Source organism: Bradyrhizobium sp., assembly GCF_016462955.1.
Classification (GTDB): Bacteria; Pseudomonadota; Alphaproteobacteria; order Rhizobiales; family Xanthobacteraceae; genus Bradyrhizobium.
In genome coordinates, this window is sequence record NZ_JAEMSD010000165.1 from 1 (window position 1) to 13,028 (window position 13,028).

15 protein-coding genes and 1 pseudogene are annotated in these 13,028 nt (G+C 65.1%); 4 read left to right on the forward strand and 12 right to left on the reverse strand.

Going from position 1 to position 13,028, the window contains the following annotated elements:
- The 8 genes from phnN to phnG all read right to left on the reverse strand — a co-directional run.
- A partial coding sequence (gene phnN, locus JHD07_RS18030; RefSeq protein WP_291624511.1) for a phosphonate metabolism protein/1,5-bisphosphokinase (PRPP-forming) PhnN occupies positions 1–559 on the reverse strand: 559 nt, incomplete at its 3' end.
- Positions 556–1,713, reverse strand: coding sequence for an alpha-D-ribose 1-methylphosphonate 5-triphosphate diphosphatase (locus JHD07_RS18035; RefSeq protein WP_291624512.1), 1,158 nt, complete (start codon positions 1,711–1,713; stop codon positions 556–558). The genes phnN and JHD07_RS18035, both read right to left, overlap by 4 nt.
- 11 nt (positions 1,714–1,724) lie before the next feature.
- Positions 1,725–2,423 carry a phosphonate C-P lyase system protein PhnL gene (phnL, locus tag JHD07_RS18040; protein WP_291624513.1) on the reverse strand — a complete coding sequence of 233 codons (699 nt, stop codon included), beginning with the start codon at positions 2,421–2,423 and terminating at the stop codon, positions 1,725–1,727.
- A 22-nt stretch (positions 2,424–2,445) separates the two neighbouring features.
- A complete protein-coding gene (gene phnK, locus JHD07_RS18045) occupies positions 2,446–3,243 on the reverse strand; it encodes a phosphonate C-P lyase system protein PhnK (protein ID WP_291624514.1) in 798 nt (265 codons plus the stop codon).
- Positions 3,236–4,132 carry an alpha-D-ribose 1-methylphosphonate 5-phosphate C-P-lyase PhnJ gene (locus JHD07_RS18050; RefSeq protein WP_291624515.1) on the reverse strand — a complete coding sequence of 299 codons (897 nt, stop codon included), beginning with the start codon at positions 4,130–4,132 and terminating at the stop codon, positions 3,236–3,238. Before JHD07_RS18050 ends, phnK begins: the two co-directional genes overlap by 8 nt.
- Positions 4,129–5,232 (reverse strand): carbon-phosphorus lyase complex subunit PhnI, encoded by a 1,104-nt coding sequence (locus JHD07_RS18055; RefSeq protein ID WP_291624516.1) that lies wholly within the window; start codon positions 5,230–5,232, stop codon positions 4,129–4,131. The genes JHD07_RS18050 and JHD07_RS18055 overlap by 4 nt, the downstream gene beginning before the upstream one ends.
- A gap of 4 nt (positions 5,233–5,236) precedes the next feature.
- On the reverse strand, positions 5,237–5,845 hold the full coding sequence (gene phnH, locus JHD07_RS18060; protein ID WP_291624517.1) for a phosphonate C-P lyase system protein PhnH: 609 nt from the start codon (positions 5,843–5,845) through the stop codon (positions 5,237–5,239).
- A gap of 4 nt (positions 5,846–5,849) precedes the next feature.
- A complete protein-coding gene (gene phnG / locus JHD07_RS18065) occupies positions 5,850–6,326 on the reverse strand; it encodes a phosphonate C-P lyase system protein PhnG (protein WP_291624525.1) in 477 nt (158 codons plus the stop codon).
- Between the two features lie 107 nt (positions 6,327–6,433).
- On the opposite strand from phnG, the gene phnF reads away from it, so the two are divergent.
- Entirely contained in the window at positions 6,434–7,162 is a 729-nt protein-coding gene (gene phnF, locus JHD07_RS18070; RefSeq protein WP_291624518.1) for a phosphonate metabolism transcriptional regulator PhnF, read from the forward strand.
- A gap of 70 nt (positions 7,163–7,232) precedes the next feature.
- On the opposite strand, the gene phnE (JHD07_RS18075) is transcribed toward phnF, so the two are convergent.
- From phnE (JHD07_RS18075) to phnC, 4 genes are all read right to left on the reverse strand, one after another.
- Positions 7,233–8,087: a phosphonate ABC transporter, permease protein PhnE gene (gene phnE, locus JHD07_RS18075; protein WP_291624519.1), complete on the reverse strand. Its 855-nt coding sequence runs from the start codon at positions 8,085–8,087 to the stop codon at positions 7,233–7,235.
- Entirely contained in the window at positions 8,084–8,971 is an 888-nt protein-coding gene (gene phnE, locus JHD07_RS18080) for a phosphonate ABC transporter, permease protein PhnE (RefSeq protein ID WP_291624520.1), read from the reverse strand. The genes phnE (JHD07_RS18075) and phnE (JHD07_RS18080) overlap by 4 nt, the downstream gene beginning before the upstream one ends.
- Positions 8,972–9,036: 65 nt before the next feature.
- The gene (gene phnD / locus JHD07_RS18085; RefSeq protein ID WP_291624521.1) at positions 9,037–9,945 is read right to left on the reverse strand and encodes a phosphonate ABC transporter substrate-binding protein; all 909 of its coding nucleotides are present in this window, start codon (positions 9,943–9,945) and stop codon (positions 9,037–9,039) included.
- Positions 9,946–10,019: 74 nt separating this feature from the next.
- Positions 10,020–10,835 carry a phosphonate ABC transporter ATP-binding protein gene (gene phnC / locus JHD07_RS18090; RefSeq protein WP_291624522.1) on the reverse strand — a complete coding sequence of 272 codons (816 nt, stop codon included), beginning with the start codon at positions 10,833–10,835 and terminating at the stop codon, positions 10,020–10,022.
- A gap of 173 nt (positions 10,836–11,008) precedes the next feature.
- On the opposite strand from phnC, the gene JHD07_RS18095 reads away from it, so the two are divergent.
- The 3 genes and pseudogenes from JHD07_RS18095 to JHD07_RS18105 form a co-directional block, all read left to right on the forward strand.
- A complete protein-coding gene (locus JHD07_RS18095) occupies positions 11,009–11,680 on the forward strand; it encodes a chloramphenicol acetyltransferase (RefSeq protein ID WP_291624523.1) in 672 nt (223 codons plus the stop codon).
- Complete coding sequence (locus tag JHD07_RS18100) at positions 11,677–12,870, forward strand: alpha-D-ribose 1-methylphosphonate 5-triphosphate diphosphatase (protein ID WP_291624524.1); 1,194 nt, start codon at positions 11,677–11,679, stop codon at positions 12,868–12,870. The genes JHD07_RS18095 and JHD07_RS18100 overlap by 4 nt, the downstream gene beginning before the upstream one ends.
- A gap of 18 nt (positions 12,871–12,888) precedes the next feature.
- Positions 12,889–13,028, forward strand: a pseudogene (locus JHD07_RS18105) (phosphonate metabolism protein); the annotation flags it as partial.

Consider the following 13,028-nt stretch of genomic DNA (forward strand, 5'->3'; position numbering starts at 1 on the left):
GCTGGCGACCGTGATAATCCGCGCTGCCGGAATTGAGGATGGTGACGTCGGCATTGGCCGAAGCGTCGTCGACACTGCGCGCAAGGCGATCGGTGATATTGCCGTCGCTATGCCGGGCGCGCGCGGCAAGCCGCTGCGCCAGCACGTCCGGCGGTGCCGTGATCGCGACCACCACGACATTGGCATAGGCCCGGCGCAAGGCGGCGATCACGGTGCGTGAAACGTTGACGACGACCGCGCGACCCGCGCGAATGTCGTCGTTTATCTCGGTCGGCAGCGCATAGGCGTGTCCATGCGCCTCCCAGTGTACGGCGAAATCGCCGTGATCGCGCGCGCGGCGGAATTCGTCCTCGTTCACCGCGATATTGTCTTCATCGGCTGACGACGCGCGCGTCACGATGCGGCGGGGGAAGACGATGTCGGGATCGTCGATGCAGGCCGTTTGCGCCAGACGCAGCAGCGTGTCCTTGCCGGCGCCGCTGGGACCGACCACGAGCACGAGCCGGCCGGGGCCGATCGCAACCGCCTCTTCCCGCGCCGCGGTGGCCATCTCGCTCATGCGACGCGGTGTCCTTCGCGCCACACGCTGCGCACGACGGGAACGTGGCCGGCGACATGCACGCGGATCAGGTCGGCGCGCTTGCCTGTCGCGATCTCGCCGCGGTCGGTGAGGCCGACGGCCTCGGCGGGGGCCTTGGTCACGGTGCGAACCGCGGCCGGAAGGCTGATCGCGGGCACATGCTCGGGCAATTGCAGCGCGGCCATCAAGAGGCTGGACGGGATGTAGTCCGACGACAGGATGTCGAGCAGGCCTTCGTGCGCAAGATCGACCGCGGCGATGTTGCCGGAATGCGAGCCGCCGCGCACCACGTTCGGCGCGCCCATGAGGATGTCGATGCCGGCCTGGTGCAGGCTGCGCGCCGCTTCCAGCGTGGTGGGGAATTCCGCCACCGAGACACGGTCGCGCACGGCATCCGCGACGTTCTCCTCCGTGGTGTCGTCGTGGCTGGCCAGCGGGATGTTGTACCGATGCGCCAGAGCCACGATCTCGCGCATGTTGGCCGCCGCATATTTCTTCTGATACTCAAACCGTCTTGCGAACAGCTCGTCGAGTTCGGCATCGGTCTTGCCGCCGCCCTTGCCACGATAATAGTCGCGCAGCTTCACTTCGTCGCGGAACTGGCGCTGGCCCGGCGTGTGGTCCATCAGCGACATCAGCTTGACGTCGGGGCGGTCGATCAGCTCCTTGGCCTCCTCGACCACGCTCGGCATCGGGATTTCGCAGCGCAGGTGCAGGAAGTGATCGGCACGCAGCAGGCTGGCCTCGCGCGCGGTCGTGATCGCGGCGGCGAGAACGCCGGCGCGGCCGTCGACCTCCTCGGCGCCGTCCTCGCGCCAGACCCGGAGCGAATCAAACACGGTGGTGATGCCCGAGGTCGCAAGCTGGCCGTCATAGGAGATGACGGCGGCGACAGGATTCCAGAACACCTTCGGGCGCGGCACGTAATGCGCTTCGAGATGGTCGGTGTGGAGCTCGATCAGGCCCGGCATGATCAGATCGCCGCCGGCGTCCTCGGCGCCGGCAGGTGCCCTGCCTTCGCCGAACTCGGCAATGCGGCCTTCGGCAACAGCGAGCCAGCCCTGCTCGATCACCCGGTCGGCCAGCACGATCCTGGCGTTGGCGATCACGGCTTCTTTCGGCTTGGCATTCATTTCCTTGTCCTTCAGGCCGCGGCGGCAAAGCTGGTGACGTCGACGATGCGGTCGGCAATCAGATGCCGGATTTCGTCGTCGTGGACAATGGCCACCATGGCGACGCCCTGGCGCTTTTTCTCGGCGACCAGCTCGACCACTACGGCGCGATTGGCGGCATCCAGCGACGCGGTCGGCTCGTCCAGCAGCAGGACCGGCAGCTCCGAGATGAAGCCGCGCGCGATGTTCACGCGCTGCTGCTCGCCGCCCGAGAACGTCGCGGGCGGAAGCCGCCAGAGGCGCTCGGGAATGTTGAGACGGCGCAGCAGCTCGCCGGCGCGGGCCTGCGCGTCGGCCCGGCTCATGCCGTTGACGATCAGCGGCTCCGCGACGACGTCGATGGTCGCAACGCGCGGCACCGCCCGCAGGAACTGGCTGACATAGCCGATCGTAGCACGGCGCACGTTGAGCACTTCGCGCGGCTCGGCGGTGGCGAGGTCGATCACCGTGCCGCGATGGCGGATACCGATGCGGCCGCTGTCGCAGCGGTAATTGCCGAAGATCATCTTCAGGATCGACGACTTGCCGGCGCCCGAGGGTCCCGACAGCACGACGCACTCGCCCGGATTGACCTGGAAGGTCACGCCGCACACGACCGGCAGCTCGATGCCGCCCTGTAGGTGCATCGTAAAGGTCTTCTTGGCGTCGGCGACGTCGATCATGGCGGTCATCGAAAAGCTCATCTTGAAAGGTTCATGGCGGCAGAATCGAAGAGACGAGGAGTTGCGTGTAGGGCTCGCGCGGGTCGTCGAGCACCTGGTCGGTGAGACCGGTCTCGATGACACGGCCGCCCTTCATGACCATCACCCGGTGCGACAACAGGCGCGCGACCGCGAGATCGTGGGTGACGATGATGACGGCGAGATGCAGCTCGGCGACCAAGCTGCGCAGGAGGTCGAGCAGGCGCGCCTGCACCGAGACATCGAGGCCGCCGGTCGGCTCGTCCATGAACACCAGCCGCGGCTCGGTGACGAGGTTGCGGGCGATCTGGAGGCGCTGGCGCATGCCGCCGGAATAGGTGCGCGGCGCATCGTCGATGCGCGCGACATCGATCTCGACGCGGGTGAGCCAGTCGGAGGCGGTGTCGCGGATGCGGCCGTAGTGATTCCAGCCCACCGCCATCAGCCGCTCGCCGACATTGGCCCCGGCCGAGACCGCCATGCGCAGGCCCTGCGCGGGGTCCTGATGCACGAAACCCCAATCGGTGCGAAACAGGAAGCGCCGCTCGGCTTCACCGAGCGTCGTGAGATCGCGGGTGACGCCGTCGCGCATGCGGTAGGACACACGACCGGCGCTCGGTGCGAGCTGGCCCGACAGCATCTGCAGCAGGGTCGACTTGCCCGAGCCCGACTCGCCGACGATCGCCAGCACCTCGCCGGGATAGAGCTCGAAGGACACGTCGCGGCAAGCATGGATGCGGCCGAAGGACTTGCTGAGCGAATTTGCGATCAGCAGCGGCTCGTCGTTCTCGACCGGATTCTGCTCAGCCATTCGAGACCTCCTGCGCCTTCTCCTTGTACGGCGCGGCGCTCAGGCTGCCGTGATGTCCGGCGGCCTGACGGCCCTCGCAATAATCGGTGTCGGAGCAGACGAACATGCGGCTGCCCTTGTCGTCGGTGACGATCTCGTCGAGATAGGAATTTTCCGCCCCGCACAGCGCGCAAGGCGCGTTGAAGCGGTACGGCTCGAACGGATGGTCCTCGAAATCGAGCGATACCACCTGCGTATATGGCGGGATCGCATAGATGCGCTTTTCGCGGCCTGCGCCGAACAATTGCAGCGCGGGACAATTGTCCATTTTGGGATTGTCGAATTTCGGCGTCGGCGACGGATCCATCACATAGCGCGCGTTGACTTTCACCGGATAGGCATAGGCGGTCGCGATGTGGCCGAAGCGGGCGATGTCCTCGTAGAGCTTCACATGCATCAGGCCGTATTCGGCGAGCGCGTGCATGCGCCGCGTCTCGGTCTCGCGCGGCTCGAGGAAGCGCAGCGGCTCCGGGATCGGCACCTGATAGACCAGCACCTGGCTCTCGTTCAGCGCCGTCTCCGGGATCCGGTGCCGGGTCTGGATCACGGTTGCCTCGTCCGTCGCCGTCGTCGTCGCGACGCCGGCGGTTTTCGCGAAGAACTTGCGGATCGAGATCGCGTTGGTGGTGTCGTCGGAGCCCTGGTCGATTACCTTGAGCACGTCGGCGGGACCGAGGATCGCGGCCGTGACCTGCACGCCGCCGGTGCCCCAGCCATAGGGCATCGGCATCTCGCGGCTGGCGAACGGCACCTGATAGCCGGGGATCGCGATCGCTTTCAGGATCGCGCGGCGGATCATCCGCTTGGTCTGCTCGTCGAGATAGGCAAAATTGTAGGTTGGCGCGTTCATTCCGCGGCTTCCTTCATGGCGTCGGGCGCATTGGCATCCGCAAACTCCTGTCGCAGCTTGCGGAGCAGGCCGAGCTCGGACTGGAAGTCGACATAGTGCGGCAGCTTCAAGTGCTCGACGAAACCGGTCGCCTGGACGTTGTCGGAATGCGACATCCCGACCTCCTCGTCCTGCGCGGGAGCCAGCGCCTCCTCGCCGAGCTCGCGGGCTCGCAATGCGCGATCGACCAGCGCCATCGACATGGTCTTGCGCTCGCTCTGGCCGAAGGCGAGTCCATAGCCGCGCGTGAAGCACGGCGCCTCGGTGGCGGAGCCCTTGAACTGGTTGACCATCTGGCACTCGGTGAGCTCGATGGCGCCGAGCGGCACGGCGAAGCCTGCGTCCTCCGCGAAGAACTCGACCTCCACCTCGCCGAAGCGGATCTCGCCGGCGAAGGGATGGTTGCGGCCATAGCCGCGCTGGGTGGAATAGCCCATCGCGAGCAGAAAGCCCTCGTCGCCGCGCGCGAGATTTTGTAGGCGCAGGTCGCGCTCGGCGGGGAAGTTCAGCGGCTCGCGGGTGAGATCGCCAATGCCGGCGCCGTCCTCCGCCTGCGGCGAGGATTCGATCAGCCCGTCGCGCCCGAGAATGTCGGTCACGCGCGGCGTTGGCGCGGTGGGCGCTTCAGCCGTCGCCGGCGCGTCGGGAACGAAGCCTTCCGCGAGCGCGGGGTCGAGCAGGCGATGGGTATAATCGAAGGTAGGCCCGAGGATCTGACCGCCGGGAATGTCCTTGAAGGTGGAGGACACCCGCCGCTCCACGCGCATCGCGCCGGTGTCGACCGGCTCGCTGGCGCCGAAACGCGGCAGCGTGGCGCGGAAGGCGCGAACCAGGAAGATCGCCTCGATCAGGTCACCGCGGGCCTGCTTGATCGCAAGCGCCGCGAGCTCGCGATCGTAGAGCGAGCCTTCGCTCATGACGCGGTCGACGGCGAGGCCGAGCTGCTCCGAGATCTGGTCGAGCGTGACCTCCGGAACGCTGCGGTCGCCACGCCGCTTATGCGCGAGCAGGCGATGGGCGTTGTCGATGGCGCGTTCGCCGCCCTTGACTGCGACATACATGCTTTCAGCTTCCCTTGCTCACGATGCGCGTGGTGCGCGGGATCGCGACCACGGCGTCATCGGCGACCAGGACCACGTCGATGCCGCGCGGAAACAGCGCCTCGTTGACATGCAGGCGCTCGAACAGGTCGAACGGCTTGAACGACGCCAGCAGCGCCGCGACACCGTCGATGCCGGGGCCGCGCAGCTCGAAGCTCCGGCCGGAGGCGAGGCTGTCGACCTGAATGATCAGCGTTGTCGAGCGGTCCGGATATTCGCTGGTGCCGAGCGCGAAGCGATCGAGCGCAGGCAGCGCACCACCGTCGCCAATGAGCGCGAATGAAGCGATCGACGAATCCTGCACGACCGGCGCGCCAGTGTGGAACTTGAGCCACTTCGTCACGTCCGCGCTCTCCGCCATCCGCGCGTCGAGCCAGATTGGCGTGTCGTGGTCGAACAGCGTCAGCGCGATCGCGGCGGTGCCCCGCATCATCGTATCAGGCGTACCCGGCATCGGCACGATGCGCTGGACCGAGCCCGGCCGCGCCATCGCGTCCATGACCGAGCGAAAGGTCGATTGCGCCGACAACACCTTGTCGGCGAAACCCGGCGGCAGTTCCGCAATCGTGGTCATGATCTCACCCCTCACCGCGCACCATGGTGTAGAAATCAACCTTCGTCGCGGCGGTTTCCGCCGCCGCCCGTTCACGGCGAATCATAAGCTGCTCGCGCAACGGCGCGATAACGCCGCGCTCGACGGCGGCGCTGAAATCGCCGGACTGCACCAGCGCGTCGCACAGCGCGATCAGCCGCGCCTTCTCGCCGTCCCGCCCGAGCGTGTAGCCGAAGCCGACCTCGCCGCTGGCAAGCCGCACCGCCGCGCGCGACACCGTGGCCTCACCGAGATTGAACGGCGCGCCGTCGCCGCCGACCCGGCCGCGCAGCATGACGAGGCCGTTCTCGGGCTGACGCAGATCCTGATGCTCCGGCAAGGGCAGGTCCAAGGCCAAGTCGCGGAGGCGGGCGGCGATCTCGCCCGCCTCCGCGTGCGCCAGCACGGCCATCGCGGCCTTGCGCTGGGCTTTCTGGTTATTGTGCTGAGCCACCTGATTCACCGAACTTGCCGCACCGAAGTTGTCTATGATAATAGACAACTTCATACGAGCACGCCATGACTGTTTCGTGACAAATCCGTGATTTCTGGGCTAGGCTGACCGGCGATATGAGCATGCAAGACACTGCATCGTCCGGCGTGGCGCTATGGCGCCTCGTTGCCGACGGCATCGAGCGCGGCATCGCGGACGGCCGCTTTGCGGCCGGCGACAAGCTGCCTGGCGAGATGGAGATCGCCGAAACCTATCGCGTCAACCGGCACACCGTGCGGCGCGCACTGGCAGCCCTTGCAGAGCGCGGCCTGGTGCGGGCCGAACGCGGCAGCGGAACCTATGTCGAGGCGCAAAAGCTCGCCTATCCCTTGCGCTCGCGCACACGCTTTTCCGAGATCGTCGGCGCCGAGGGCCGCGAACCGCATGGCCGGCTGATCGAGGCGACCGAGGACGTCGCGACGCGCGAGCTCGCGCGGGAGCTGGGACTGAAGACCGGCGCGCCCCTGGTGCGGATCGAGGCGATCCGCCTCGCCGATCGCACGCCGATCTGCGTCTCCACCACCTGGCTGTCGGCGGAGCGGTTTCCGGACGCCGGCGCCGTGTTCGCCGCGACGCGCTCCATGACCAAGCTGCTCGAGCATTATGGCGTGCGCGACTACCGCCGCGGCGCGACCCGGATCACCGCCGGCATCGTCGACGCGACCGACGCGGCGCGGCTAGATCTGGCGCTGGGACGGCCGATCCTGGTGGTGGATGCGACCGACCACGATCTCGAGGGCAGGCCGCTGGTGACCAAGCACTCGCGGTTCGCGGCGGAGCGGGTGGAGTTTCTGGTGGAATCATAGGGACCCTCTCCAAGAAACCGGAGCCGTAGGGTGGGCACGCTGCGCTTTGCCAACCCTACGAGACCTACGATCAGGCCACCGCCCTTCGCCCGATGATCGCGAAGCGCAGCTTGCCGGAAATCCAGTCGATCGACGATACCGTTATCAGGATCAGCAGGATCAGAAACAAGACCTTCTGCCATTCCAGCACCCGGATCTGTTCGGCGAGCTGGAGGCCGATGCCGCCGGCGCCGACGATGCCGATGATGGTGGCCGATCGCGTATTCGACTCGAAATAGTAAAGCACCTGGCTCAGCAAGACCGGGAATACCTGCGGCAGCAATCCGAACCGGACGCTGTGGAGATGGTTGCCGCCCGATGATCGAACGCCTTCCGCGGGGTTCTTGTCGGCGACCTCGATCGCTTCCGAGAACAGCTTGCCGAACGTTCCGAAATCGCTGCAGATCACGGCCAGGATGCCGGCAAACGGCCCCAGCCCCACAACGCCGACCCAGATCAGGGCCCAGATCAGGGTATCGACTCCACGAATGGTATCGAGACCACGGCGCGTCAAGACGTGGATGATCCGGTTTGCTACCACGTTGCGCGCCGCCAGCAGGGATACCGGCAGCGCAAGCAGCGCGCCGCCCAGCGTGCCGAGAAATGCGATCGACACCGTCTCTCCGAGCGCATGCAGATATTTCAGGACCTCCGCCCAAGAACCGGGGTTGGGCGGCAACATGAGCTGGACGAATTCGCCCAGCCTGACCATGCCTTGGGAGAGCCGGTTAAAGGGAATATCAAGCTGGACGATCCCGAGCAGGAACAGCCCGACCGCACCGCCGACCAGTATTGCGATCCTTCCCCGCTGCCACCAATCGGTCCGGAAGACGTCGGGATACCGTTCGGCAATGCCGGCCCGGTTTTCAAAACTGAAGGAGCTCATCGGGTGCTTCCCTCCAGCCCGAGCAGGCGGTGTCGCAACTGTTCTGTCAGGAAGTCGATCAGCATGACGGTAAGGACGATGAGCAGCAGGATGGCGCTGACGTCGGTGTAGTAGAACTTGCGGACCGCCTCGATCAGATCCTGGCCGATCCCGCCGGCGCCGACGAAGCCCATCACGGCAGCGCCACGCACGTTGATCTCGAACCTGAGCAAGGCATAGCTCACGAAGTTCGAGAGGACCTGAGGCAACGCGCCGAACCGAACGACCTGAACCCAGCTGCCCCCGCTTGCCGCCACCCCTTCGACCGGCTTGCTGTCGATGTTCTCGACAACCTCGGCGAATTGCTTGCCCAACGCTCCGGCGGTATGGATTGCAATCGCCAGAACGCCCGGCAGCGGCCCGAGACCAAAGGCCAGCACGAAGATCAGGGCAAACACAATCTCCGGCACGGTCCTGAAAAATTCCAGAACGCGCCGGGTGACGAAAACAGTCGTTCCTGATTTCACGAGATTGGCCGAGGCGAGGAAGCAAAGTGCGAAGCCGCACAGCGCACCCGAGAGGGTGCCCATATAGGCGATCAGCAACGTATCCCCGAGAAGCCGTGCCCAGCGCCGCAATCCCCAGAGCCAGTCCGCCAAATCGCTCCATGCGGTCGCGAACGAAAATTTGGGTGCGATGCTGATGAAATAGGCCGGGAAGCGCCAGAAGTTCTCGACGAAATTTCCGAGACTGACCTCGCCCATCCAGCCCGCTGCAATGGCAACGGCGATCAGGACGGCGGCACCGAGCCACACGCGCCGGCGCTTGGCGGCAATTGCAGCCGCATAACGATCGGCAAGCTCACGCAGCCTGGCTTCTGGAAATTCGGGAACTGCTGTTCGCATGGGATGTTCGGAAGAGCCGTCGGGCAGATTTGCGATCTGCCCGTCTTTCCAACCCTTCGTTTCCCTCAGGATTTCTGCTTGCGAATGCTGTCGACAAACTTGGTCAATTCGATCACGGCCTCATACGCCTTGTGGTCGACCTCGACATAGGGCAACTGCTTCCCCTCGTAGATCTTGTCGAAAGCGGCCTTGTCCTTCACCGAAATTTCCAGCACTGCTTTCTTGATCGCCGCCTTGAGGTCGTCAGGCAGGCTGCTGAGATAAGCCATCGGCGAGTTAACAATCTGCTCGGACTTCATGATGATCTTGAAATCCGCGGCCTTCGCCATGCCCTTCCGTTCCATCCGGAGCAGGTTCGATTCCTTCTCGTCGTTCCACCAGTTGAACGCCGCATCGCAGGTGCCCTGGGAGAGCCCGATCACCGCGTTTTCATGGCTCCCCGAGTAGACCACCTTGGCGAAGAACTTTTCCGGGTCGATGCCCATCTTGTTCATCGCGAAACGCGGCACGTTGTTGCCGGAAGTCGAATTAGGATCGACGAGGCAGAGGTTCTTGCCTTGCAGGTCCTTGATGTCCTTGTAGCTCGAATCGCTTTTGACATAGAGAACCGAGTAATAGCCTTTGGTGCCGTCGCCGTTCACCTCGATCGCGAAAGGTTCGACCTTCGCGCCAATGATGTAGGCACGCGCGTAGGACGCCGGGCCGTACATCGCGATGTGAATGTTTCCTGCACGCTGACCTTCGATCACCGCGGCGTAGTCGTTGGCAATCCGCAGCGTGACCTTGGTTCCGAGCTCGCGGGACAGGTACTCCGTCAGAGGCGTCCAGCGGTTGGTGGTGCCGGAAGCATTCTCGTCGGGGACTTTTGCGAAGATCAACTCAGGATATTTTGCCTTCCAGTCTTGAGCCGCAGCGGCGGAAACTGAGAATGCCAAGGCCGCCGCAGCGGCAACGATCGTACGACGGTCTATCATGACGTCTCCCATTTCAAGGTTATGAACTGTCGAGTTCCGGCTCTACGCTAGGCTCAAATTCAAAGAAGCAGCGATCAGGCCGCGGCAACCGTGCCGAGGGCAGGAACTGCCGCGCCGACCGATGCATTCCCGGGCGCAACATCCATGACTTCATTCGCCTCGAGATCGTACAGCTCGCGCGCGATATGATCGGTCAAGGCCGCCGGCGCGCCGTCGAACACGACCCGCCCCGCGGCCATCCCGATCAGGCGATCGCAATAGCTGCGGGCCAGATCGAGCGAATGCAGGTTGCAGAGCACCGTGATACCGAAGTGCTTGTTGATGCGCAGAAGCGCATCCATTACGATCTTGGTGTTGCGGGGATCGAGCGAGGCGATCGGCTCGTCGGCAAGGATAATGTCGGGCTGCTGAACCAACGCCCGCGCGATCGCCACGCGCTGCTGCTGACCGCCTGAGAGCTGGTCGGCGCGCTGGGCCGCGATGGCAGCCATGTCGAACTGCTCGAGCGCCGACATTGCGATGGCCTTGTCTTCTTCGGGCCAAAGCTGCAGCAGCGACCGCCATGTCGGCACCATCGACAGCCGTCCCATCAGGACGTTGGTGAGCACATCGAGCCGGCCGACCAGGTTGAATTGCTGGAAGATCATCGCCGAGCGCGCTCGCCACTGCCGCAGCTCCTTGCCGCGCAGCGCGGTGACGTCGGTGCCGTCGAACAGGATGCGCCCTCCGCTCGGCGTCACCAGCCGGTTGATGGACCGCAGCAGCGTCGACTTGCCGGCACCGGATCGCCCGATCACACCGACGAAGCCGCCGGGGGAAACTTGAAAGGAGGCGTCGTCCACGGCGGCTTTTGCGCCGAAACGACACGTCAGACCATCCACCACCAGCATGCAGGGCTCCAGATTGGCAGGAGCCAACCGCTAACCCCCATGCTTAACACTTGTGTGACAATGCTGTTGCGGCGCGGCGATCCTGCACGGTTCATCCCCTGTCATCCCGCTGTCATGACATCGTCATCAAGCCGCTCGAAGAGGAACGCCCGCCCTCACACTCCGGATGCAACATGGTTGCCAAAGCTCTTTCGGTTCAGCCGACCATCGATCCCTCGGCGAAGCTGCACGAGACCAGGCTCGGCGCCTATACCGAGGTCGGCGCGCGCACCATCCTGCACGAAGTGGCCATGGGCGATTACTCCTATGTCGTCAACGATTCGCAGATCACCTACACGACCATCGGGAAGTTCTGCTCAATCGCGGCGATGACCAGGATCAATCCGGGCAACCATCCGATGCAACGCGCGACCCAGGCGCATTTCACTTACCGCTCCAGCGCCTATTTCGAGGGCGAGAGCGACGATGCCGAATTCTTCGACTGGCGGCGCCAGCATCACATCCATATCGGCCACGACGTCTGGATCGGCCACGGCGCGATCGTGCTGCCGGGCCGCAACATCGGCACCGGCGCAGTGATTGCCGCCGGCGCCATCGTCACCAAGGACGTGCCGGCCTACACTATCGTCGCCGGCAATCCGGCCCGTATCGTGCGACGGCGGTTTTCGGAGGAGATCGCCGGGCGCCTTGCGAAGCTCGCCTGGTGGGACTGGGATCACGACAAATTGCGCCAGGCGCTGCCCGATTTCCGCAAGCTCGGGATTGAAGATTTTCTTGCGACATACGAAGCACAAGCGAGCTCTCTCACCAATCCTTCGGCCAGCAAACGAAGCGCGCTCGCGTGACAGACATAATTCTCGAAGGCGGACGGGCCCTGATCGGCACCGAGTTCGTCGAGACCTCGCTTCTCGTGTCGGGAGCGGAGATTGCGCAGCTCGATGGCTCTCGCGGCCGTGCGCGGCTGGCGATCGATGCCCGTGACCTGCTGGTGCTGCCGGGCATCGTCGACCTGCATGGCGATGCCTTCGAACGGCAGATGATGCCGCGCGCAGGCGTCGACTTTCCGATCGACGTTGCGCTCGCCGACAGCGACCGCCAGGCCATCAGCAACGGCATCACCACCGTGTTTCACGCCACGACCTGTTCGTGGGAGCCGGGCCTGCGCAGCGCCGACAATGCGCGTGGCCTGATGGAGGCGATCGAGCGGCAGCGTCCGCAATTCGCCGCCGACACCCGCTTCCACCTGCGCCACGAAACCTACAATCTCGACGCCGAGCCTGAAATCAGCCGGTGGCTTGCCGAGGGCCGCGTCGACCTGTTCGCCTTCAACGACCACATGGACGGCACCGTCGCCGACATGGCTAAGCCCCGCAAGCGCAATCGCATGGTGGAGCGGACCGGACTGTCGAGCGAGGCGTTCGACCGCCTGGTCGAGCGCGTGGTTTCGCGCGCCGACGAGGTGCCGGCTTCGGTATCGCGGCTGGCTGCAGTCGCCCGCGCCGCGGAGGTGCGGATGCTTTCGCATGACGATGCGACACCGGCGATGCGCCGGGAGTTTCGCGAGCTCGGCGCCGACATCGCGGAGTTTCCGATCAACGAAGAGACGGCGAAGGCCGCTGCAGAGGACGGCGATGCCATCGTTTACGGCGCTCCGAACGTCGTGCGCGGCGGCAGCCACACCGGCTGGACCAAGGCATCGGACATGATCGCCAAGGGCCTCTGCTCGGTGCTGGCGTCGGACTACTACTATCCCGCCCAGCTGCTCGCCGCGTTCCGGCTCGCCGCCGACGGCGTGTTGCCGCTGGCTCGGGCCTGGGACCTGGTCTCCGCCGGCCCGGCGCGCGCGACCGGCCTTGCCGATCGCGGCATGCTCGCGCAAGGACGCCGCGCCGACATCCTCCTCGTCGACGCCAGCGCGAAGCTGCGTCCGCGGCTGATCGCGGTGGTCTCGGGCGGCAGGCTGGTGCATCTCACCGATGCGGCACGGCTGCTCACGGCCGCAGCGTCGCCCCGCGAGGCTGTCGTCGCGGCATAAATTGGTTATGCTGAGCCGATGACAGGTTTCCCCCGCTACGCGATTTATTTCGCCTCAGGCAGCGGCAGTGCCCTCTCCCGCTTCGGCGCCGAGCTGCTCGGTTACGATGCCTATTCGGGCGAAGAGGTTTCGTTTCCGCAGGCGGCAATGGAAGTCGC